We start from the raw sequence: 20732 nt of genomic DNA on the forward strand, positions 1-20732 counted from the left end.
ATGTCGGGCGGCACCTTATCCGCCGTCGCCCCTCCGACAAGGCGAAGCCGCAAACGTTACAGGTTTGTCATGAGGCGCAGCTCACGCGCCTTCGTCCGGAATGCACAGGACCTTGCCGCAGGCCTTGCAGTGGACGGCGTCGGGGTCGTGCTTCTTCAGGCCGCAGGTGGGGCAGTCGTGGCTGATCTTGTGCGGGCGGAAGATGGTCTGGGCCAGCCGCAGGAACAGGGTGATGCCGGTCAGCATGACCACGATCGACAGCACCCGGCCCCAGTTGCCCGGCAGGGTGATGTCGCCGAAGCCGGTCGTCGTCAGGGTGGCGACGGTGAAATACAGGGCGTCCAGATAACCGGTGATGCCCGGATGCGTGCCCCGGAAGGTCGCGTAGACGAAGCCCGTGACCACGAAGATGAAGGTCAGCAGCGAGGCGACCGCCTTGGTGATCTCCTCCACCCGGGTGTCGTCGTACTTGTGCCCGATGGTGCGCCAGAAGAATTCCGAATGCAGCAGGGTCCACAGCCGCAGCAGCCGCAGGAAGCCGAGGTTGAACAGCCAGGCGGGGAACAGCAGGGTCGCCAGCACGAACAGATCCACCCAGGTCGCCGGCTTCTTCAGCCAGTCCTTGATGTCCGTATGGGCCAGCGCTCGGGCCGCGAGGTCCACGATCAGGATGGCGGCGATCAGATAGTCGATCACATAGAAGACCAGCCCGGCTTCATGGAGGATCGGCGCGGCCAGGAAGAAGGCGATAATGGCGAAGTCGATGACGATGACCGCCAGCCGGAACCGCACCGCCAGCGGCGACGACCCATGGTAGAGGTAGCGCAGCCGGGCCCGCAGGCGCAGGCCTTCCGCGTGCGGCGGCTCGACCGCTGTGGCGGACTTGCGGGCGGCCTTTCGGGCGGGCGACTGGCGACTCATGGCCCAGCTTAACGCCGTTCTCTCGTCTCAGGTCCAGTCTGGCCCTATATGGAGGCTGAAATGACCCGTCCCTTCGTCAAGATGAACGGCGCCGGCAACGACTTCGTCGTCGTCAATGCGCTGGAAACGCCGTTCACGCCGACGGTCGAGCAGGTGCGCGCCATCGCCGACCGCGAGACGGGCGAGGGCTGCGACCAGCTGATCTCCATCGAACCCTCGATCGACGCCGACGCCTTCATGCGCGTGTGGAACGCCGACGGGAGCATGGTCGAGACCTGCGGCAACGCCCTGCGCTGCGTGGGCTGGGTGCTGATGGAGTCCACCGGCAAGGACCGGGTGGTGATCGACACCGCCGGCGGGCTGACCGTCGCCACCCGCGCGGCGGGCGGCCAGGTGACCGTCGACATGGGCGCGCCGCGTCTGGACTGGACCCAGGTGCCGCTGGCCGAAGAGATGGACACCCGCGGCATCGAGCTTCAGGTCGGGCCGATCGATGACCCGGTCCTGCACACGCCGGGCGCGGTCTCGATGGGCAATCCGCACGTGGTCTTCTTCATGGACCACGCGCCGAACGACGGCTTCGTGCGCGGCTCCGGCTCGCTGGTGGAGCATCACCCGTTGTTCCCGGAGGGGGTCAATGTCGGCTTCGTCCACGCCCTGTCGCCCGATCACATCCGCCTGCGGGTATGGGAGCGCGGCGCGGGCCTGACCAAGGCCTGCGGCACCGGCGCCTGCGCGGCCCTGGTCGCCTCGGCCCGTCGCGGCGTCACCGGGCGTCACGCCACGGTGGACGTCGACGGCGGCCGCCTGATGATCGACTGGGACGAGGCCTCGGACCACGTCTTCATGACGGGGCCGATCGAGGTCGAGCGGACGGGGCTGCTCAGCCTGTGATCGGCGCCCTGCTTCTGGCGTTGACGGTGCAGCAGTCGGGCCCCGTCTGGGTCCAGCCGGGCCAGCATCCGTACACTGTGTCCTCAAGCTCGATGCAGCCCGGCTTGCAAGAAGGCGATGTGGTCGTCGCCGACCGGCCGCGTGGTGAATGTGGCGCGACCACGCCGACGCCAGGCGATGTCGTGATCGTCGATCATGACGGCGCGCCGTGGGTTCGCAGGATCGTCGCCGGGCCGGGTCAGACGGTGCGGATGCACGGGGGCGTGCTGTACATCGACGGTCATCCCGTCCCGCGGGAGGCCGCGCAGTCCGGAACAGCCCAGCCATTCGGGGAGCATTCGAGCGTGCACGGCATGCCGTTCAGCGTGTGGCGCGAGACCCTGCCTTCGGGACGAAGCTGGCTGACCCTCGATCTCGGCCCCGATCAACCCCTGGACGACATGCCGGAGATCCGGATCCCGGAAGGCCACTGGTTCGGGATGGGCGATAATCGCGACAATGCCGTGGACGACCGAGTGGGGGGGCCGACCGCCGCGTCGCGCCTGTGCGGTGTTGTGGTTCGTGTCGCGCGCTCGCAGGAGCCGTCGCGGGTCGGAACCCGACCCTAGCGATGCCGCCGGGCGATCAGCGCCCAGACGGTCACGGCGACGCCGGCGCCGAGACCGATCCAGCCGATCCCGTCCCAGACGCCGTCGCCCAGCAGCGCGCCGACCAGTCCGATCAGGGACAGAACGGCCACGACCAGCGGAACGGCGAAGATGGCCTTCAGGTCTAGCGGACCGGTCTTCATTTCGCGTCCCGCCTCGCCGACCGATGCTTGACCCACCAGAGGTAAAGCCCGCTGCCCAGAATGACGATGGTCGCCAGGTCGAGCAGGGCCCACAGGATCTTCAGCGGCAGGCCGCCGTAGTCGCCGAAATGCAGCGGCTGCGACAGGGACAGGGTCTTCACATACCAGGGCGCGGGCGCGACCGCGGCCAGCTCGCCGGTCCGCGCGTCGATCAGGGCGGGCGTCGTCAGATGCTCGGTCAGCGGCGTGTCGCCGTGGAAGAAGACCGCATAGTGGTTCTCGGTCGAATAGGTGGAGCCGGGGAAGGCCACGAACTGCAGGGTCATGCCCGGCAACGCCTGCCTGGCCCGCTCGACGGCGGCGTCCAGCGAGCTGCGCTCCGTCAGGCTGACGGGCGCGTCATAGGCGGCGGTCAGCGTCTTCAGGGCGTCATCCTTCCAGTAGGCGATGATCGGCACGGCCAAGGTGTTGACCACGCCCGTGACGCCGACGACCAGCACCCACGCCACGGTCACCACCCCCAGCAGGTTGTGATAGTCGAGCCAGCGCGTCCGCGCGGCCTTGCCCGCCCGCACCGTGCCGAACGGCAGGCGGCGCATGAAGGGGGCGTAGAGCACCACGCCGGACACCAGCGCCGCCACCAGCAGCAGGCCCATGGCGCCGAGGAACAGCATCCCCGCAAGCCCCAGGAACATGTCGGTGTGCAGTTGCAGAATGAACTCCATCACCGGGTGGCCCGCCACCAGCGGAGCCGCCTCGCCGGTGAACTGGTCGATCGGCTGGAAGCTGTATTTTCCGTCGGGACCGTTCGGATCGATGCTGGTGACGTTCACCACCGGCCGTTCCACGTCAAAGCTCATGAAGGCCGGAACCTCGCCGGGCTTGCGGGCGAGGGCGACGTCCAGGACCTGGTCGAGGTTCAGCTTCTCCGTGCCCGGGTGGGCGGGCGCGGCGACCTCGTGGCCCAGCAGGACGTGATCCAGCTCGTGCGTGAAGACGAGCGGAAGCCCCGTGACGCACAGCATCAGCAGGAAGGCGGTCGAGACCAGGCTCGACCACTTGTGGACCCAGCTCCAGGCCCTGATCGCGCCCGGCTTCATCCGGCTCAGAAGTCCGTCGAGATCGACACCCGGAAGGTGCGCGGGGCGCCGAGCGTCAGGTAGTTGGCGCCCGGATAGCCGCCGGCGGCGACCCATTGGTCCTCGTCGGCCAGGTTCTCGACCCGTGCGCGGAGGGTCAGCGGACGCTCGCCGGCCTCGAACTCATAGCGCACGCCGGCGTCGAAGCGGGTCCACGAGTCCAGCTCGACGGTGTTGTCGGCGCTGACCGGCTGCGATCCGGTGTAGATGGCGCGGCCCTCGAGGGTCAGGCCCGAAACCGCCGCCACGTCCCATTCGACGTTCAGATTGGCCTGGGCCTCCGGCACGCCGATGGCCGCCTTGCCCGCCAGCGCGGGGGTGATGGACCGGGTGACCTCGGCGTCCATCAGCGTCAGGCCGCCCAGCAGACGAAGTCCCTCGATCGGCTCGCCATAGACGGCGAACTCGACGCCCTGGTTCCGCTGCTCGCCGCCGGCGCTGTAGACCCGCGTGACGGGATCGAACGACTCGTTCGGCAGGGTGATGCGGAAGGCGTTCAGCGAGGCGCCGAAGCCGCCGCCGTCATATTTGACGCCCGCCTCGATCTGTTCGCCGCGGAAGGGATCGAGCGCCTCGCCCTGGTTGAAGACGGGAACGGGCACGACGCCGAGGTCCGGGGTGTCGCCGGGGATGTCGGCGTTGACGGTGGCGGGCGCGATCTTCCCGGGGATCAGGGCCTCGGCGTAGTTGGCGTAGATCGAGATCCGGTCCGAAGGCTTGTAGACCACGGCGAAGGCCGGCGTGACCGCGTCGCCTTCATAGGACGAGAGCGGCGCGCCGGTGTTGTAGTCGTACGACCGGGTCTCGACCTCCTGATAGCGGGCGCCGACCGTGGCCAGCAGGCGGCCGTCGAGGAAGGACAGCTGGTCGGCGATCGCGATGCTGGAGGTAATCGACCGCTCGGTCGTCAGCGGGTCGGACAGGTCGCCCCCGACGAAGAAGTTCGGGACCGGCGGGGCGACGTCTACGGGGTTGTAGAGGTTGCTCGGGAAGCCGGCGAAGCTGGAGAAGGCGTAGGCGTTCGCCGACTTCAGCTGCACCTGCGAGGCCGAAGCCACCAGGCGGTGTCCGACCGGTCCGGTGGTCAGGTCGGCGCGGACGCCGATGTCGCCGGACCAGACGGCATCCTCGCGCACATTGTCGAAGCGGTAGGCGCTCAGCGCGCCGTCGGGGGCCGCGCTCGGATTGGCCAGGACGTTGTCCTCCTTGCCGCTGCGGCCGCCGAAGGCCGCCCAGACGGTGACGTCGTCGGTCAGGTCGAACTCGCCGCGGGCGACGCCGAACAGCTGTTCCTCGTCGGTGTAGGTCCAGGGCTGGGCGAAATTGCCGTCCGCCGAGGGCGGCGTCGGGATGGCGCCGAGCGGGGTGACCGTCGGGCGCGGAGCGTCGATGTGGTGGTTCTGCCAGCCGAGGTCGGCCGAGAAGCGGGCGCGGTCGCCGCGGCGGTCGAGGCCGAGGCCCAGCACCTGAAGCTCGCGGTTCTCGCCATCGACCGTGCTCTCGCCGTCGCGGGCCGCGACGTTCAGGCGGGCGCCCCACGCCTTGTCGGCGCCGAAGCGGCGCGAGAAGTCGCCGGCGGCGTAGAGGGCGTCGCCGCCGTCCCAGCCCAGGGTCAGGCGGTTCAGCGGCGTGTCGCCGGCGCGCTTGGGCGTCAGGTTGAAGGCGCCGCCGACGCCGCTGCCGCCGGGTGCGGCGCCGTTCAGGAAGGCCGTGGCGCCATGGAAGACCTCGACCCGCTCAATGAACTCGGAGGCCACGAACTGGCGCGGCAGGATGCCGTACAGGCCGTTCCAGGTCATGTCGTCCGAGTACACGGGGAAGCCGCGGATGACGTACAGCTCCTGGAAATTGCCGAAGCCCTTGGTGACGCGCACCGCCGGGTCGTTCTGCAGCACGTCGCCGACGCTGCGGGCCTGCTGGTCGCGGGCCAGTCGCTCGGTGTAGCTGGTCACGGCGAAGGGCGTGTCCATCACGTCCTGCGAGCCGAACATGCCCACGCGCCCGCCGGTGGCGACCTGGCCGCCGGCATAGGGCGGGGCCTGCCGGACCTGCGAGCCGGTCACGACGACCTCACCCAGCTCGGTGGTCTGGGCCTCCTGCGCGAAGACGGGGGCCGCGGCCAGTCCGGCGACGGTGGTGGAGAGCAGCAGGATGGAGCGGAGAGTCACGGGATCGCCTTGGGGGAGGGCTGATATTGAGAACGGCTCGCAGTAACAGCCGCCCTCCGCCCTGACAACCGATCTGGCGGGCGGGCCTTTCGCCGCAGGGGGCCAGGTCGGCGGAAATCCGCTCAAAACGCGCCGCCCGCTGTCACATTTTCCGGACAGTCTCGGCTTATCCCGGCGTTCAAACCCCGCGCCGCCGGGACGCGGCTTCCCTCGCGTCAGCGGTTGTCCCTTCCGGCCCCGCGCACTAGGAACAGGGTCGAACTGAACACGCGCGAAGGCGCGACCGGAAACGCCGAGAGCCATGCCCGACCTGACAGACAAGCAGACCTTCTCCGACCAGGACGCGCTGGACTTCCACCGCTTCCCCGCTCCGGGCAAGATCTCGATGGCCCCGATCAAGCCCATGGCGACCCAGCGCGACCTGTCGCTGGCCTACTCGCCGGGCGTGGCGGTGCCGGTCCTGGCCATCGCCGCCGATGTCGACAAGGCCTACGACTACACCTCCAAGGGCAATCTGGTCGCCGTCATCTCGAACGGCACGGCCATCCTGGGCCTCGGCAACCTCGGCCATATGGCGTCCAAGCCGGTGATGGAGGGCAAGGCCGTCCTGTTCAAACGCTTCGCCGACGTCGACAGCTTCGACATCGAGGTGAAGACCACCGATCCGGACGAGTTCATCACCGTCGTCAAGAACATCGGCGACACCTGGGGCGGCATCAATCTGGAGGACATCAAGTCCCCTGAATGCTTCGAGATCGAAAGCCAGCTGCAGGACCTGCTGGATATCCCGGTCTTCCATGACGACCAGCACGGCACGGCCATCATCTCGACCGCCGGCCTGATCAACGCGGCCCACATCGCCGGCAAGAAGCTGGAAGACCTGAAGGTCGTTCTGGTCGGCGCCGGCGCCGCGGGCCTGTCGTCCATCGGCCTGATGAAGGCGGCGGGCGTCCGGGCCGAGAACACCGTGATCCTGGACCGCGACGGCGTCGTCTACCGGGGCCGCCCCAACATCGACCAGTGGAAGGCGGCGCACGCCACCGACACGCCGCACCGTACGCTGGAAGAGGCCATGGTCGGCGCCGACGTGGTGCTGGGCCTGGCCGCCAAGGGCGCCATCACCAAGGAGATGGTGGCCTCGATGGCGCCCAATCCGATCATCTTCGCCATGGCCAATCCGGACCCAGAGATCACGCCGGAAGACGTGCGCTCGGTGCGCTCGGACGCCATCATCGCCACCGGCCGGTCGGACTATCCGAACCAGGTCAACAACGTGCTGGGCTTCCCCTACATCTTCCGCGGGGCGCTGGACGTGCGCGCCCGCCGCGTGAACCACGAGATGAAGGTCGCCTGCGCCGAGGCCCTGGCCGCCCTGGCCCGCGAGGACGTGCCGGACGAGGTCGCCGCCGCCTATCGCGGGCGCAAGCTGAAGTTCGGCCCGGACTACATCATCCCGTCGCCGTTCGACCCGCGCCTGATTTGGTTCATCCCGCCGTTCGTGGCCCAGGCCGCCATGGACACCGGCGTGGCCCGCCAGCCGATCGAGGACATGGACGCCTACCGCGTCTCCCTGCGCCAGCGCCTCGATCCGTCGGCCGCCCTGATGCAGAACATCTCGGGCGCGGTGCGCGCGGCCCCGAACAAGCGGGTCGTGTTCGCCGAGGGCGAGGAAACCGCCGTGATCCGCGCCGCCTGGGGCTTCAAGCAGGCCGAGCTGGGCACGCCGATCCTGCTGGGCCGCGAGGAGCTGATCCGCAAGAACGCCGCCGAGGCCGGTCTGAACTTCGACGAGATGGGCATCGAGATCATCAACGCCCGGATCAGCCACCAGAACGAGGAGTACACCGACTGGCTGTACGCCAAGCTGCAGCGCCGGGGTTATCTGCGCCGCGACGTGCAGCGGATGATCAACCAGGACCGCAACTACTTCGGCGCGACCATGATCGCGCGCGGTCAGGCCGACGCCATGGTCACCGGCGTGACCCGCAACTTCAACATGGTGCTCAAGGAGGTCCGCCGCGTCCTGGACGTGAAGGAGCGGATGATCGGCCTGTCGATCCTGCTGGCCAAGGGCCGCACCCTGTTCGTCGCCGACACCTCGATCCACGAACTGCCCAACGCCGAGGAACTGGCCGAGATCGCCATCCAGGCGGCCGCCACCGTGCGCAAGCTGGGCAAGACTCCGCGCGTGGCCTTCCTCAGCTACTCGACCTTCGGCAACCCTCCCGGCGATCGCGGCGAGAAGGTGCGCGAGGCGATCCGCATCCTCGACAGCAAGGGCGTGGACTTCGAATACGAAGGCGAGATGCCGCCGGAGCTGGCGCTGGATCCGGAACTGCGCGGGCGCTACCCGTTCATGCGCCTGACCGGCCACGCCAACGTCCTGGTCATGCCGGCCATTCATTCAGCCGCCATCTCGACGCGGCTGGTCCAGTCCCTGGGCGGCGCGACCGTGATCGGCCCGCTGCTGGTCGGTCTGGAGAAGTCGGTGCAGATCGTGTCGCTGGGGGCCTCGGTCAGCGAGATCATCACCGCCGCGACCTTCGCCGCCTACGAAGAAGGCGCCGAAGGCGAGGAGTAGGGCCTGACGGCCGCCCGGGCTTTCAGACCTGGGCGGCGGCCAGCTTGCGGCGTTCAAGGGCGCCGCGCACCCACTCGGCGATGCAGAACACCACCGCCAGCAGGCCCAGCCAGGCGGCGATGGCGAACATCGGCGCATAGCCCTCGGCGTCGATCAGCTCGCCCAGGGCGCCGCGGCCCAGGGTGCCGATCAGCAGGGCCAGCGAGATGAAGACCGCGAACTGGACCGCGCCGAACATCTTGTTCGACAGGGCGGACAGATAGGCCACGAAGGCCGCGCCCGCGAAACCGCCGGCGATGTTCTCGCCGGAGATGGCCAGCATCAGCCGCGACAGGGGCTCGCCGATATGGAAGGCGCCGAACAGGCCGTAGAGGCCCGTCGTTCGCATGAAGGAGTCGATCACCGGCGCGCCCAGCGCCAGATCCATCATCAGGAGATTGGTCGCGGCGCTGAGGATCGCGCCGATCAACAGGCTCCACATCCGGCCGATGACCAGCAGCGCCCATCCCCCCAAGGCGATGCCGACGATGGTCATGACGACGCCGAAGGTCTTGGACGCCAGCGCCACCTCGGCCTTGGTGTGGCCCAGCGCCCCGCCGGTGTCGCCCATGTAGAAGGGAAAGGCGAACGGACCCCAGACCCCGTCGGTGATCCGGTAGGTCAGGATCAGCCCCAACACGATCACCGCGCCCCAGCCCAGCCGCCCCATCAGCTCGACCAGCGGGGCCAGGATGGCGTCGTAAAGCGTATCGGCCAGACGCGGCAGGGCGACCGCCTCCGCTTCGGTCGCCGCCCGACCTTTCCAGACGATCAGGCCGGCCAGGCCGGCGGGCAGGATGACGGTGGCCGCGACGATCCACGGGCCCCAATCGGCGGTGAACTCGCCCGCGCTGGGCGCCGGCGAGGTGGTCAGGGCGGTGATCATGAAGTTGACCAGCATGAAGGCGGCCCACGCCCAGGCCGCCAGCGTGGCGACAAGGACGGCCAGTCGCAGGCGCGGCGACCCGATCCGCTCGCGCGCCACGGCCGCCCGGGAGGTCGCTTCCGGCTCCGGAGCGATCAGGGTGCCGATGATTCCCACCCCCATCAGCAGAGCGCCGACGGCGAAGACGCCGGGCCAGCCGAGGATGGTCGCCAGCAGCAGGGCGCCGGCGCCGCCGACCAGGGCGGCGGTGCGATAACCCAGCTGATAGATGGTCGAAAGCAGGTCGATCGGCGTCTTCTCGTCCGCGACCTCGATCCGCCAGGCGTCGATGACGATGTCCTGGGTGGCGAAGGCGAAGGCGCCCAGGGCCGCGCCCAGGGCCAGCGGGCCCAGCACGCCGGTGCCCGGATGGGACAGGGCGACCAGCCCCAGCGCCGCGGCGATGACGATCTGCAGGACGATCAGCCAGCTGCGCCGGCGGCCGAGCCGTTTGCCGAGGACGGGCGGGGTCCAGCTGACGGCGGGGGACCAGAGGAAGCGGAAGGCGCCGAACAGGCCGATCCAGCTCAGGATGCCGATGGTCGCGACCGGAATCTTCTCCTCGGTCAGCCAGGCGTTCAGGGTGCCGATCAGCATGGCGAAGGGCAGGCCGGCGGAGAAGCCCAGCAACAGCATGGCCAGCGTCCGGCGTTCGCGGAAGGCGGCCTTCAGGACGCCCAGCCCTTTCGGGGCGGGCTGAAGGGCGGCGACCTCGCTGGCGGGCGTGGTGCTGTCGGTCATGGGCGCGTCTCCGGACGCCCCCCAACTCTTGCGAATTACGGCGTCGTCAAATCAGACGGCGACCTTGGCGCGGACTTCGCGGTTCGTCCAGCGGCTGAGGGCGGAGCGCAGCGACTCCAGCTCCAGCGGCTTGACCAGATGGTCGTTCATCCCCGCCTCGAGGCAGGCCTTGCGGTCCTCGGCGAAGGCGTTGGCGGTCAGGGCGACGATGGGGGTCCGGTCGCCGCGGGCGCGCAGCTCGCGGGCGGCGGTCGGACCGTCCATGCCGGGCATGCGCATGTCCATGAAGACCAGGTCGTAGCGGGCCCGCTTCATGGCCTCCAGCGCCTCGTCGCCGCTGGCGGCGGTCTCGACGGCGCAGCCCTCGCGCTTGAGCAGGGTCGAGGCCAGCAGGGCGCCGACGGGATTGTCCTCGACCAGCAGGACCCGCGTGCCCGAGAAACGGCCGGGCAGGACGCGGTCGTCGTCGGCAAGAGGGGCGGGCGGAGGGCCGGGCAGGCGGGCGGTCTGGCTGCCGGCGGCGGCCAGCACCCGCTCGGCCAGCGAGGCGCGGCGCAGCGGCTTGATCAGATAGCCGTGGAAGCCGGCGGACCGGTAACGGGCGATGAGGTCGCGCTCGGACGGCTTGAGCAGGACCACGGCGCGGCTGTCGGCGGGGCGGACGGCCAGGCCGTGGGCGCTTTCGCGCGCCGCGTGGTCGATGAGGACGACGGACGCGCCGTCCACGACCGCCCCGCCCGAGGCCTCGATCTGGGCCACGGCGGTGCGCCGCACGAAAGGATCGGGGCTGATGACGCTGACCACCTGTCCGGCCAGCGGGCGACCGCGCTCGGCGTCGGGCGCGGCGTCGAAGGCGGCCTCGAAGTGGAAGCGGGCGCCGGGGCCGTCGGGCCGGTCGCTGACCGAGACCGAGCCGTCCATGGCGGCCGCCAGTTTGCGCACCACGGCCAGGCCGAGGCCGGCGCCGCCGAAGCGGCTGGCGTCGGTGGCGTCGACGTGGCCGAATTCCTCGAAGATGCGCTCGCGCGCCTCGGCCGGGACGCCCGGGCCGGTGTCGTCGATGATGAAGGCCAGGCGCGGCTTGCCGGCGGTCCCGCCGGCGCGCTCCACGGCGATGCGGACCCCGCCCTGGGCAGTGAATTTGACGGCGTTGCCGGCCAGGTTGAACAGCACCTGACGCAGCCGGCCCTCGTCGGCCAGGACGTCGGGGGCGTCGGCGGCGACCGACCAGGCGATCTCGAGGCCGCGCTCGTGGGCGCGGGGGCTCAGCAGTTCGGCGACGCCGCGCACCAGGGATTCCAGATCGACCGGGGCGGCGTCGAACTCCAGCTTGCCGGCCTCCAGCCGGGCGTAGTCCAGCAGGTCGTTGACCAGGCCCAGCAGGTGTTCGGCGGACGACCGCGCGGCCTCGGCGTAGGCGCGCTGGGCGCCGTCCAGCCGGGTGCGGGACAGCAGGCCCAGCATGCCGATCACGCCGTTCAGGGGCGTGCGCATCTCGTGGCTCATGAGGCGCAGGAACTGCTGTTCCGCCGACGCCCCGCCCGCCGCCTGCGGAGCTGTCGCCGTCGTCGCCTTGTCCGTCCGTCGCCGCGCCATGCCTGTCTCCCTCAAGCACAGCCTGCCCTGAAGACGTTAAGACATCACCACGCGGCGGTCGGCGCGAACGGGGTCGGGGTCTCGGCGCGGCGGGCCTCGAAGGCGCCTTCGGCCTCGGTGGTGTTGCGGCGATAGATCAGGGCTTCGGCCACATGGCGGCGCAACACGCCGTCGCAGCCGTCCAGGTCGGCGATGGTGCGGGCCAGCCGGAGCGTCCGGGTCCAGCCGCGCGCTGTCAGACCGCCGACTTCCCCCGCCTTCATCAGCAGGGCCCGGCCTGGCTCATCGGGGGTGGCGAAGCGGTCCAGCGTCTCGCCCGAGGCGCGGGCGTTGACGGCCTGATCCTGCGCCGTCTCGGGATCGATCCCGGCGGCGCGCAGCCTGTCCGCCTGCATCAGACGGGCGGTCAGCACCCGGGCCGCGGCCTCGGCCGTGCCTTCGGCGGGCGGCGGCAGGGCCATGTCCGATGCGGTCACCGGCGGCGTCTCCACCGTCAGGTCGATGCGGTCGAACATCGGGCCGGAGATGCGGTTGCGGTAGTCGCGCTGGCAGCGCGGGGCCTTGCCGCAGGCCCCGCGCCCGGCCCCGCCCATCCCGCAACGGCAGGGGTTCATGGCCGCGATCAGCTGGAACCGCGCCGGGTAGCGGACGTGGGCGTTGGCGCGGGCGACCACGATCTCGCCCGTCTCCAGCGGTTGCCGCAGGGAGTCGAGCGCCTGGGCGCTGTATTCCGGCAGTTCATCCAGGAAGAGGACCCCGTTGTGGGCCAGAGACGCCTCGCCCGGCTTGGCCCGCAGGCCGCCGCCGGTCAGGGCGGCCATGGAGGCCGAATGGTGCGGAGCCCGGAACGGCCGGTCGCGGGTCAGGGCGCCGCGCTCGATAAGCCCGGCCACCGACCAGACCATCGAGGTCTCCAGCAGTTCCTTGGGCGTCAGCGGCGGCAACAGGCCGGGCAGGCGCGCCGCCATCATCGACTTGCCCGAGCCCGGCGGGCCGACGAAGAGCAGGTTGTGGCCTCCCGCCGCGGCGATCTCCAACGCCCGCTTGGCGCTTTCCTGCCCCTTGACCTCGCGCAGGTCGGGGATGCGGTCGCCTGACCGCATCGCCCCCGGCTCGGGCCGGCGCAGCACCTGGGTTCCCTTGAAGTGGTTGACCAGGGCGATCAGCGAGCGCGGGGCCAGCACCGCCACATCGCCCGCCCAGGCGGCTTCCGGCCCGTTGGCCTCCGGACAGATCAGGCCCAGCCCCAGGGCGTCGGCGGCGACCGCGGCGGGCAGGGTCCCGCCCACCGGCGCGATCCGCCCGTCCAGCCCCAGCTCGCCGATGGCGGCCCAGCCGGACAGGGCGTCGGGCGGGACGACCCCCATCGAGGCCAGCAGGGCCAGGGCTATGGGCAGGTCGAAATGATTGCCTTCCTTGCGCAGGTCCGCCGGCGCGAGATTGGCGATGATCCGCATGGACGGCAGGGCCAGCCCGATGCCCGCGAAGGCGCCCCGCACCCTTTCCCGGCTCTCGGCCACCGCCTTGTCGGCGAGGCCGACGAGGGTGAAGCTGCCCTCGTTCCCCGAATGCAGCTGCGACACCTGCACATCGACCCGCCGGGCGTCGACGCCTTCGAAAGCCACCGTGACGACGCTGGCGTGCATCGTTTCCTCCCGCTATCCGGGAAAGAACGAAACACGAACTGACAACCTTTGCAAGAGCGGCGTTATGCCGTCAGCGGCGCAGATCCGCCTCAGGGGCGAGCGTGTGAATGACCTCGCCTTCCGCGTTCAGGAATTCGATGGCTCCATAGCCTTCCGGCGTGACCGTCATGCGGACCCGGGTGCGGTCGTCCTTGTCGGCGAGGGCGACGGAGGGAGCGCCGTCCGCGGCCACGCTCAGTCGAATCCGTGTCGAGGTCTGGACGCCCGGGACGAGACGGTTGTCCAGCGCCGGTTCGCGGATCAGGGGCGGGGCCTGATTGATGGTGAAGTTGACGGAGCCGTCGGGCGACACCCGCCAGCCGATGGCGTCCATGGCCGGATGGTCGAGAGCCAGAACGGCCAATCCGCCGTCCACGTCGGCGACGCCGAAACCGCCGCGTTCGCTGCCGTTCTCGTCATAGAGTATCAGGCCCGCGACCCCGAAGGCGCGCCGATACTGGATGCCGTCGATGATCGGGGCCGGGGTGTCGGCGGCGAGGGTCATGCGTATCACGCCGTCCTCGCCGACGATGTCGATGCGGCGGGCGGTGATGCGGTCTTGATCCACGGCCGCGACCCGGACCTCGGGCTCCTGCGTGACGATGATCGAGCGCAGGGCCTCCACCGAGGGGCGGCGCGGGCCCTGGGGCGCTGTGTCCTGCGCCTCGGCCGGAACGACGGGAAGGACGGCGAACAGCAGGGCGGCGACGGCGACGGACTTCATGAACTGGAGCTTCCCAACGGCAAGGCTCAGGCCCCGCGCTTCTTCTCGATGGCGTCCCACATCAGGGCCGCCGCATTGATCCCGGTGAAGCGCAGCAGCTGCTGGGCGCCGGTGGGGGAGGTGACGTTGATCTCGGTCAGATAGTCGCCGATCACGTCGATGCCGACGAAGATCAGGCCGCGCGCCTTCAGCGTGGGGCCGATGGCCTTGCAGATCTCCAGGTCGCGCGGGGTCAGCTCGACCGGGGCCGCCGTGCCGCCGACGCGCAGGTTGGAGCGGACCTGATCCTTGGCCGGGATGCGGTTGATGGCGCCGACGGGCTCGCCGTCGATCAGGATGATGCGCTTGTCGCCCTTGGAGACGGCGGGGATGAATTTCTGGATCACCAGCGGATCGCGGCTGCCGGTGGCGTGGATCTCGATCAGGGCCTCGAGGTTGGGGTCGCCGGCCTTCAGCTTGACCACGCCCGAACCCGCCGCGCCGTGCAGCGGCTTCAGCACCACGTCGCCGTGCCGCTCGTGGAAATCGACGAGGGCGACGGGATCCGAGCTGATCAGGGTCGGCGGGGTCAGGCCGGGGAAGTGGGTGACCAGCAGCTTCTCGGGCGCGGAGCGCACCTCGGCCGGATCGTTCACGACCAGGGTCTTGGGGTGCACCGTCTCCAGAAGATAGGTGGCGGTGACATAGGCCATGTCGAACGGCGGATCCTGGCGCATCAGGATGACGTCGACGTCCTTGGACAGGTCCAGCTTCACCTCGTCGCCGAACGCCACATGATCGCCGACCACCTGCTTCAGGGTCACCGGGCGGGCGCGGCAGAACAGGACGCCGTCCTCCAGCGCCAGGGTGCGGAAGTCATAGACCCAGACCGGATAGCCCCGGTCCTGGGCCTCCATGGCCTGCAGCCAGGTGGTGTCCGACTCAATGTTGACCCCTTCGATGGGGTCCATCTGGATCGCGACCTTCAGCATGAGCTGTCCTTCCGGTTGGGCAGCTTGGCTAATGGGTGGCCGCGAGGCTGGGCGCAACCCTTTGGGGCCGGAGCGGGGAAGTGATTGGTGGTTAGTGATTAGGGGGTGGCGGCTGAACCGCCGGTTCCAGGACGATCCCCGGACCGAGGACGCATCGAACCACTCATCACTAACCACCAATCACTAGCTGGGCTCTGCTCCCCACCCGGCGAGCTCGTCAGTTCAGCTGCAGCCGCACCCGGTCCACCGACATGCGGCGGCGGACTTCGCCGGGATCGTCCAGGGTGCGGGCGTGGGACAGGGCCTCCAGCGCTCCGGCCAGCGCGCCCTGCTTCTCGCGGGCGGCGGCGACGTCGAGCCACGGGCGGTGGTCCTCGGGATCCAGCAGGGCGCGGCGCAGGGCCGAGCGCTCGGCGCTCTCATAGTCCTGAACCTTGATGGCGCGGATGAAGAGCAGGTTCTGCAGCCGGATCAGGGCCTGGCGGTCGCTGACTGGAGCCATCAGCACGTCGAGGCGGTCGGCGACATGGGGGGTCAGTCCGGCTCGAAGCGCGCGCCGGGTCAGCTCGGACGGCAGGACCAGCCGGCCCTGGCTGAAGGGGTCCAGCGCCACCGGCCCTTCCGGCGTCTCGATCCGCAGCAGGAAGTGGCCGGGGAAGTCGACGCCCTGGGCCTTGATCCCGGCGCGGCGGGCGGCGTCGAGGTAGAAGACGGCCAGCGCGGCGGACAAGCCCCGGCGGCGCTCCGCCACGTCGATGATGTCGGTGTTGCCGACGTGATCATAGTTGATCAGGTCGCCGTTCAGTCGAAGGTCGCCGGCCAAGGTCTCGGCCAGGGCGTCCTCCGGTCCCTCGCTGGGCAGACGCTCGGACAGGCGTTCGGCGGCGTGGGCGGCCAGCAGCCGGACCGGCTCGGCCTCGCGGAAGGGATAGTCATGGATGGCGCAGGCGATGGCCGCTTCCAGCAAGGGGAAGTCGTCGTCATCGGCCAAGCCGGCTTCCGTCAGCCCCTGTTCGGCCTCGTCGCGTGTCATGCCCGCCCCCGGTTCACGTCCCGACGATGGCGCGGAAAGCGGCGGGGGGCCAGCGCCACAATATCGATCCGCAACAGATGCCCGGCCAAGCTGGGTCTTTGGCGCAACACCGCCCGTCCGGCGGCGAGCAGGCGGGCGTACTGGTCCGGTCCGAGGGCGGCCAGCGCCTGATCCATGGTTGATCGGCGCTTGACCTCGACCACGGCCAGGGTGCGGCCGCGGCGAGCCAGGAGGTCTATCTCTCCGGCGCGGGTCTTCAGCCGGAAGCCGAGGATCTGATAGCCCTTGAGCATCAGCAGGGCCGCCGCCAGCCATTCGGAGCGATGGCCCAGCCGGTGGGACAGTCGGCCCAGGCTGACGCGCCAGCCGCGCGGAGCCCTGACGACCTTCGGCGCCTTGAGGCGGACCGAGGGTCGTTTCGCGGTCACCGGCCCTGAAGCTCCAGCGCCCGCTTGTAGAGCGGCTTGCGGGGCAGGTTCAGCGCCCTGGACACCTCGGCGGCGGCTTCGCCGGGCGGCAGCCGGGTCATGGCCTCCTTCAGGGCGGCGTCGGCGTCGGCCTCGGAGGCGACCTCGGCCTCGCCGGGACCTACGACAATGACGATCTCGCCCTTGGGCGACTGGCAGCGGGGGTCGACGGCCAGGTCGGCCAGGGTCCCGCGCACGCATTCTTCGTACAGCTTGGTCAGCTCGCGGGCGACGGCGGCGGGGCGGGGTCCGAGCACGGCGGCCATGTCGGCCAGGCTGTCGGCGAGGCGGGGTCCGCTCTCGAAGAAGACCAGCGTCTGGCGGCCGGTGCGGACCTCCTCCAGCGCGGTGCGGCGGGCGCCCGACTTGGGCGGCAGGAAGCCGGCGAACAGGACGCGGTCGGCGGGCAGGCCGGCGATGCACAGGGCGGCCAGCAGGCTGGAGGCGCCGGGGATCGGATGCACCGGCAGGCCCTCGGCCAGGACGGCGCGGGCGACGACAAAGCCGGGGTCCGAGATCAGCGGGGTGCCGGCGTCCGAGACCAGGGCGACGACGGCGCCGTCCCTGAGCCGTTCGACGGCCAGTTCGGCGGCGCGCTCCGAGGCGTGGTCGTCGCAGCGCTCCAGCTTCGCCTTCAGTCCATAGGCCGACAGCAGCTTGGCGGTGACGCGGGTGTCCTCGGCCAGCACCAGATCGGCGGCGGCCAGCACGTCGAGCGCCCGCAGAGTCATGTCGCGCAGGTTCCCGATCGGCGTCGCCACCAGATAGAGGCCGGGCGCGACAGTGCGCGGAGGCGGGGCGGTCGGCGGGAAGACGGACGGATCAGGCATCGGCGGGACCGTGCCTGACAGGCCTGGCCCTGTCAGGGGAAAAATGCCGAAACCCCATCATGCCGAAACTTCCGATACGGCCGGGAGCGAAAAGCGCACTCGGAAAAAATGGAGTGCACATCGTGCACAAATTCGCCTGAGGCGGAGTATCGCGCTCGGGGTTCAACTCGAGCGTCGCTGTTTGATTTTCAAGGACCGGAGAGGCCAGTCTACCGGGGCGGTACGCCAGAAACGGACGCAGGAGCGATCAGGTCAGCAGCGCCTTCAGCACGGCATCCAGCAGAGGCCGGCCGGTGGCGGTGGCGGCGATGCGGTCGCCCTGGCGAACGAGGAAGCCGTCGGCGAGCAGGTCGGCGAAGCGGCCGGTCTCCGGCGTCAGGTCCAGCGCCTCCAGGTCCGTCAGGGCGACGCCCTCGACAGTGCGCAGGCCCAGCAGGATGCGCTCCTCGGCGGCCTCGACGGGGGACTGGCCGTCGCGCTCGCTCCAGGGCGAGGCCGAGGCGACCCCAGCGATGTAGTCGGCGAGGCCGCGATGGGCGACGGTGGCGGTGCGGACGCCGTCCAGGGTCAGGCGGCCGTGGGCGCCGGGGCCGACGCCGACATAGTCGCCGCCGCGCCAGACATGGAGGTTGTGGGCCGAGCGGGCCGCCTCGCCCCGGGCGTGGTTGGAGACCTCATAGGCGTCGAAGCCCGCGGCCTCGAGCAGGCCTTGCGTGGTCTCATAGAGTTCGGCGGCCAGGTCCTCGTCGGGCGGGACCAGGGTCCCCCGGGCGAAGGCGCGGCCGAAGGCGGTCGCGGGCTCGATGGTCAGCTGGTAGGGCGAGACGTGCTCGAAGCCGAGGTCCAGGGCCTCGGTCAGTTCCGCGCGCCAGCCGCCGATGGTCTGGCCGGGGCGGGCGTAGATCAGGTCGATGGACAGGCGCGGGAAGGCGCGGGCGGCCAGGGCCACGGCGCGGCGGGCCTCGGCGGCGGAATGATTGCGGCCCAGCATCGTCAGGGCCGCGTCGTCCAGGGCCTGCACCCCCATGGACAGGCGGTTGATCCCGGCGTCGGCCAGGGCGGCGAAGCGGCCGGCCTCCGCGTCGGTGGGATTGGCCTCCAGCGTGATCTCGATGGGGCCGCGCGGTTCGAACAGGGTCTGCGCCCGGGCGATGACCCGGGCGACGTCGTCGGGATCCATCAGCGAGGGCGTGCCGCCGCCGAAGAAGATGGAGGCGAGGCGGCGCGGACCGGTCAGGGCCGCCTGGGCCTCAAGGTCGGAGACGATGGCGTCGGCGAGGGCGGCCTGCTCCTCCGTCCGGCCGCGGTCACGTACGACGTTGAAGTCGCAATAGGGACAGATCCGGGCGCAGTAGGGCCAGTGGACGTAGAGGGCGACGTCATTGCCGGGGTGGGGGGGCATGGACGGGGTCTACACTATTCATCTCCCTCCCCCGAAGCGGGGAGGGACGTCGGCGCGCAAGCGACGACAGGGTGGGGATGGCGGGGTGGTCCGTCAGTGCGACGGCTCCCCACCCGACCTCGCTTCGCTCGGCCACCCTCCCCAGAAGGGGAGGGAGACGCCGTATCAGTCGATCAGAGCCGCCTTCAGCTTCTCGAACGCCCGCGCGCGGTGGCTGAGGCTGTCCTTCAGCGCCGGGTCCAGCTCGCCGAAGGTCTGGGTCTGGCCCTCGGGGATGAAGATGGGGTCGTAGCCGAAGCCGCGGTCGCCGCGCGGGGGGAAGGTCAGCAGGCCGTGGACCTGGCCCTCGACCACCACGGCGGGGCCGTTGGGCCAGGCGACCGCGAGGGCCGAGGTGAACCAGGCGCGCCTGTCGTCGGAACGGATTTCCTCGAGCCTTTCTTCCACGCGGCGCATGGCGAAGGCGAAATCCTTGTCCGGTCCGACCCAACGGGCGGAAAAGATGCCCGGCGCCCCGTCCAGCGCCGCGACCGACAGGCCGGAGTCGTCGGCCAGCGAGACCTCGCCCGACAGATCCGCCGCGTGACGCGCCTTGAGCAGGGCGTTGCCGACGAAAGTGCTCTCGGTCTCGTCCGGTTCGGGCAGATTCAGGCCGCCGGCGGTGACCACCTCGTAATGTCCGCCGAGAAGCGCCTCGATCTCGGGAACCTTGCCCGGGTTGTGGGTCGCCGCGAGAATGCGCATCCCTTTGACAAGTTTCAACATTTTGACCTCAAGCGACGCTGTAATGATTCATTGCACAAGTTTAATATCGTTAAACGATATGTAACATGACTTACCCCGGGGCACGGCCTATCTATTATCTCAAGAACGGACGCCGCAACGTTCCCCGGTCAAGGCCTTCCCCGGCAAGATCGATCCAGCGGATCAACGAAAGAGGGGTGAAAACATCCCTCACTCAGGACTGACGGAGAACGACTATGAACACCATGAACGCTTCCTACTTCATCGAAAAGGTCGGCCACGGCGTCCTGAACGCCTTCCTGCTCGCCGCCATGCCGACGGCCTTCGTTGCGACCCTCGTCCAGTTCTTCTGATCGACCCCGGTCGGGAGCTTTGACGATCCGCATGACAAACGCGAATAATAAGCCCGCGCGTGGGTTCACCGGACCCCGCGCGGCGATCGCGCCCCGACATCCGGTCTGAGAAAGGCCGATCCATGCGTTTCCCGAAGCCGTCATCACTCGGGTTTCGCCTGCCTTCCGTCCGCGCCCCCGCCCTGCCGGGCCTTCGCGCCGGATCGATGACAAGACTTCTGGGCGTTGCGCTGCGCGCCGCCTTCTGGGCCCTGGCCCTGGCCACCCTGGCCGCCGTCCTCGCCTTCATCTTCGTGGCCTTCGTGCCGATGGGCCCGATGGGTCTGACCGCCACCACCGGCGATGAAGGCACGCGCGTGCCCGTGCCGCGCGCCTATCTGCTGTTCGGCCTGGGCGCCTTCGTCGGCTATCTGGGCGGCTTCGCCCTGATCCTGCGCCACCTGAAGGTGATCGTGCACACCCTGCGCATCGGGGATCCCTTCCAGCCCGCCAACGTCAGCCGCCTGAAGCAGATCGGCCTGACCCTGGCCACCGTGACCGGGGGCGCCTGGGTGGGCCAGACCCTGGTGTCGCGCCTGGTGCGCGGCGCGCTGGAGCCGCCGAGCCTGTTCGACCTGGTCACCCCCGCCTTCTCCGTTCTGGTCGTGTTCGTGCTGGCCGAAGTGTTCCGCGAAGGCGCCCGCCTGCGCCGCGAATCCGACCTGACGATCTGATCCTGTTGAGTTAGAG

General features: G+C 69.9%; 18 protein-coding genes. 4 read left to right on the top strand and 14 right to left on the bottom strand.

Translation table 11 applies throughout. From position 1 onward, the window contains the following. Window positions 1–81: 81 nt before the first annotated feature. Window positions 82–921, bottom strand: coding sequence for a potassium channel family protein (locus tag AC07NB_RS08375; protein ID WP_494570460.1), 840 nt, complete (start codon window positions 919–921; stop codon window positions 82–84). Between the two features lie 60 nt (window positions 922–981). On the opposite strand from AC07NB_RS08375, the gene dapF reads away from it, so the two are divergent. After that, entirely contained in the window at window positions 982–1815 is an 834-nt protein-coding gene (gene dapF, locus AC07NB_RS08380) for a diaminopimelate epimerase (protein ID WP_494570459.1), read from the top strand. After that, a complete protein-coding gene (gene lepB / locus AC07NB_RS08385; protein ID WP_494570458.1) occupies window positions 1812–2423 on the top strand; it encodes a signal peptidase I in 612 nt (203 codons plus the stop codon). Before dapF ends, lepB begins: the two co-directional genes overlap by 4 nt. Here lepB and AC07NB_RS08390 read toward each other — a convergent pair. From AC07NB_RS08390 to AC07NB_RS08400, 3 genes are read right to left on the bottom strand one after another with little or no spacing between them, the layout of a single operon-like run. Next, the gene (locus AC07NB_RS08390; protein ID WP_291835126.1) at window positions 2420–2605 is read right to left on the bottom strand and encodes a hypothetical protein; all 186 of its coding nucleotides are present in this window, start codon (window positions 2603–2605) and stop codon (window positions 2420–2422) included. The genes lepB and AC07NB_RS08390 overlap by 4 nt on opposite strands. Continuing rightward, window positions 2602–3801 (bottom strand): PepSY-associated TM helix domain-containing protein, encoded by a 1200-nt coding sequence (locus AC07NB_RS08395; RefSeq protein WP_494570457.1) that lies wholly within the window; start codon window positions 3799–3801, stop codon window positions 2602–2604. Before AC07NB_RS08395 ends, AC07NB_RS08390 begins: the two co-directional genes overlap by 4 nt. After that, window positions 3711–5912, bottom strand: coding sequence for a TonB-dependent receptor (locus AC07NB_RS08400; RefSeq protein ID WP_494570456.1), 2202 nt, complete (start codon window positions 5910–5912; stop codon window positions 3711–3713). Before AC07NB_RS08400 ends, AC07NB_RS08395 begins: the two co-directional genes overlap by 91 nt. Window positions 5913–6213: 301 nt before the next feature. Between AC07NB_RS08400 and AC07NB_RS08405 the strand changes: the two genes are divergently transcribed. After that, entirely contained in the window at window positions 6214–8493 is a 2280-nt protein-coding gene (locus AC07NB_RS08405) for an NADP-dependent malic enzyme (protein WP_291835136.1), read from the top strand. A 22-nt stretch (window positions 8494–8515) separates the two neighbouring features. Here AC07NB_RS08405 and AC07NB_RS08410 read toward each other — a convergent pair whose 3' ends face one another. The 10 genes from AC07NB_RS08410 to rdgB all read right to left on the bottom strand — a co-directional run bounded on the left by AC07NB_RS08410 (window position 8516) and on the right by rdgB (window position 19671). After that, entirely contained in the window at window positions 8516–10198 is a 1683-nt protein-coding gene (locus tag AC07NB_RS08410; RefSeq protein WP_494570455.1) for an AmpG family muropeptide MFS transporter, read from the bottom strand. Window positions 10199–10249: 51 nt separating this feature from the next. Further along, window positions 10250–11794, bottom strand: a complete 1545-nt coding sequence (locus AC07NB_RS08415) for a response regulator (protein WP_494570454.1) — start codon at window positions 11792–11794, stop codon at window positions 10250–10252. 44 nt (window positions 11795–11838) lie between these two features. Next, window positions 11839–13440 (bottom strand): YifB family Mg chelatase-like AAA ATPase, encoded by a 1602-nt coding sequence (locus AC07NB_RS08420; RefSeq protein WP_494570453.1) that lies wholly within the window; start codon window positions 13438–13440, stop codon window positions 11839–11841. A 70-nt stretch (window positions 13441–13510) separates the two neighbouring features. Then, the gene (locus AC07NB_RS08425) at window positions 13511–14203 is read right to left on the bottom strand and encodes a hypothetical protein (protein WP_494570452.1); all 693 of its coding nucleotides are present in this window, start codon (window positions 14201–14203) and stop codon (window positions 13511–13513) included. A gap of 26 nt (window positions 14204–14229) precedes the next feature. Continuing rightward, on the bottom strand, window positions 14230–15174 hold the full coding sequence (gene gshB / locus AC07NB_RS08430) for a glutathione synthase (RefSeq protein ID WP_494570451.1): 945 nt from the start codon (window positions 15172–15174) through the stop codon (window positions 14230–14232). A gap of 217 nt (window positions 15175–15391) precedes the next feature. Next, a complete protein-coding gene (locus AC07NB_RS08435) occupies window positions 15392–16207 on the bottom strand; it encodes a SirB1 family protein (RefSeq protein ID WP_494570450.1) in 816 nt (271 codons plus the stop codon). Further along, on the bottom strand, window positions 16204–16635 hold the full coding sequence (locus AC07NB_RS08440; protein WP_492311859.1) for a YraN family protein: 432 nt from the start codon (window positions 16633–16635) through the stop codon (window positions 16204–16206). The genes AC07NB_RS08435 and AC07NB_RS08440 overlap by 4 nt, the downstream gene beginning before the upstream one ends. Further along, window positions 16632–17504: a 16S rRNA (cytidine(1402)-2'-O)-methyltransferase gene (gene rsmI / locus AC07NB_RS08445; RefSeq protein ID WP_492311858.1), complete on the bottom strand. Its 873-nt coding sequence runs from the start codon at window positions 17502–17504 to the stop codon at window positions 16632–16634. Before rsmI ends, AC07NB_RS08440 begins: the two co-directional genes overlap by 4 nt. 247 nt (window positions 17505–17751) lie before the next feature. After that, window positions 17752–18906, bottom strand: a complete 1155-nt coding sequence (hemW, locus tag AC07NB_RS08450) for a radical SAM family heme chaperone HemW (protein WP_291836935.1) — start codon at window positions 18904–18906, stop codon at window positions 17752–17754. Window positions 18907–19071: 165 nt separating this feature from the next. Further along, window positions 19072–19671, bottom strand: a complete 600-nt coding sequence (gene rdgB / locus AC07NB_RS08455) for an RdgB/HAM1 family non-canonical purine NTP pyrophosphatase (RefSeq protein WP_494570449.1) — start codon at window positions 19669–19671, stop codon at window positions 19072–19074. Between the two features lie 538 nt (window positions 19672–20209). On the opposite strand from rdgB, the gene AC07NB_RS08460 reads away from it, so the two are divergent. Next, a complete protein-coding gene (locus AC07NB_RS08460) occupies window positions 20210–20716 on the top strand; it encodes a DUF2975 domain-containing protein (RefSeq protein ID WP_291836939.1) in 507 nt (168 codons plus the stop codon). The last annotated feature ends 16 nt before the right edge of the window (window positions 20717–20732 follow it).

Source organism: Brevundimonas sp. GW821-FHT09G01, from assembly GCF_059416065.1.

What these genes read in the sequence shown, in the direction of transcription:
- AC07NB_RS08375 (WP_494570460.1), bottom strand. Translation starts at nt 921, where the DNA reads ATGAGTCGCCAGTCGCCCGCCCGAAAGGCCGCCCGCAAGTCCGCCACA.
- dapF (WP_494570459.1), top strand. Translation starts at nt 982, where the DNA reads ATGACCCGTCCCTTCGTCAAGATGAACGGCGCCGGCAACGACTTCGTC.
- AC07NB_RS08390 (WP_291835126.1), bottom strand. Translation starts at nt 2,605, where the DNA reads ATGAAGACCGGTCCGCTAGACCTGAAGGCCATCTTCGCCGTTCCGCTG.
- AC07NB_RS08395 (WP_494570457.1), bottom strand. Translation starts at nt 3,801, where the DNA reads ATGGGTCGCCGCCGGCGGCTATCCGGGCGCCAACTACCTGACGCTCGG.
- AC07NB_RS08405 (WP_291835136.1), top strand. Translation starts at nt 6,214, where the DNA reads ATGCCCGACCTGACAGACAAGCAGACCTTCTCCGACCAGGACGCGCTG.
- AC07NB_RS08410 (WP_494570455.1), bottom strand. Translation starts at nt 10,198, where the DNA reads ATGACCGACAGCACCACGCCCGCCAGCGAGGTCGCCGCCCTTCAGCCC.
- AC07NB_RS08415 (WP_494570454.1), bottom strand. Translation starts at nt 11,794, where the DNA reads ATGGCGCGGCGACGGACGGACAAGGCGACGACGGCGACAGCTCCGCAG.
- AC07NB_RS08420 (WP_494570453.1), bottom strand. Translation starts at nt 13,440, where the DNA reads ATGCACGCCAGCGTCGTCACGGTGGCTTTCGAAGGCGTCGACGCCCGG.
- AC07NB_RS08425 (WP_494570452.1), bottom strand. Translation starts at nt 14,203, where the DNA reads ATGAAGTCCGTCGCCGTCGCCGCCCTGCTGTTCGCCGTCCTTCCCGTC.
- gshB (WP_494570451.1), bottom strand. Translation starts at nt 15,174, where the DNA reads ATGCTGAAGGTCGCGATCCAGATGGACCCCATCGAAGGGGTCAACATT.
- AC07NB_RS08435 (WP_494570450.1), bottom strand. Translation starts at nt 16,207, where the DNA reads ATGACACGCGACGAGGCCGAACAGGGGCTGACGGAAGCCGGCTTGGCC.
- rsmI (WP_492311858.1), bottom strand. Translation starts at nt 17,504, where the DNA reads ATGCCTGATCCGTCCGTCTTCCCGCCGACCGCCCCGCCTCCGCGCACT.
- hemW (WP_291836935.1), bottom strand. Translation starts at nt 18,906, where the DNA reads ATGCCCCCCCACCCCGGCAATGACGTCGCCCTCTACGTCCACTGGCCC.
- rdgB (WP_494570449.1), bottom strand. Translation starts at nt 19,671, where the DNA reads ATGTTGAAACTTGTCAAAGGGATGCGCATTCTCGCGGCGACCCACAAC.
- AC07NB_RS08460 (WP_291836939.1), top strand. Translation starts at nt 20,210, where the DNA reads ATGACAAGACTTCTGGGCGTTGCGCTGCGCGCCGCCTTCTGGGCCCTG.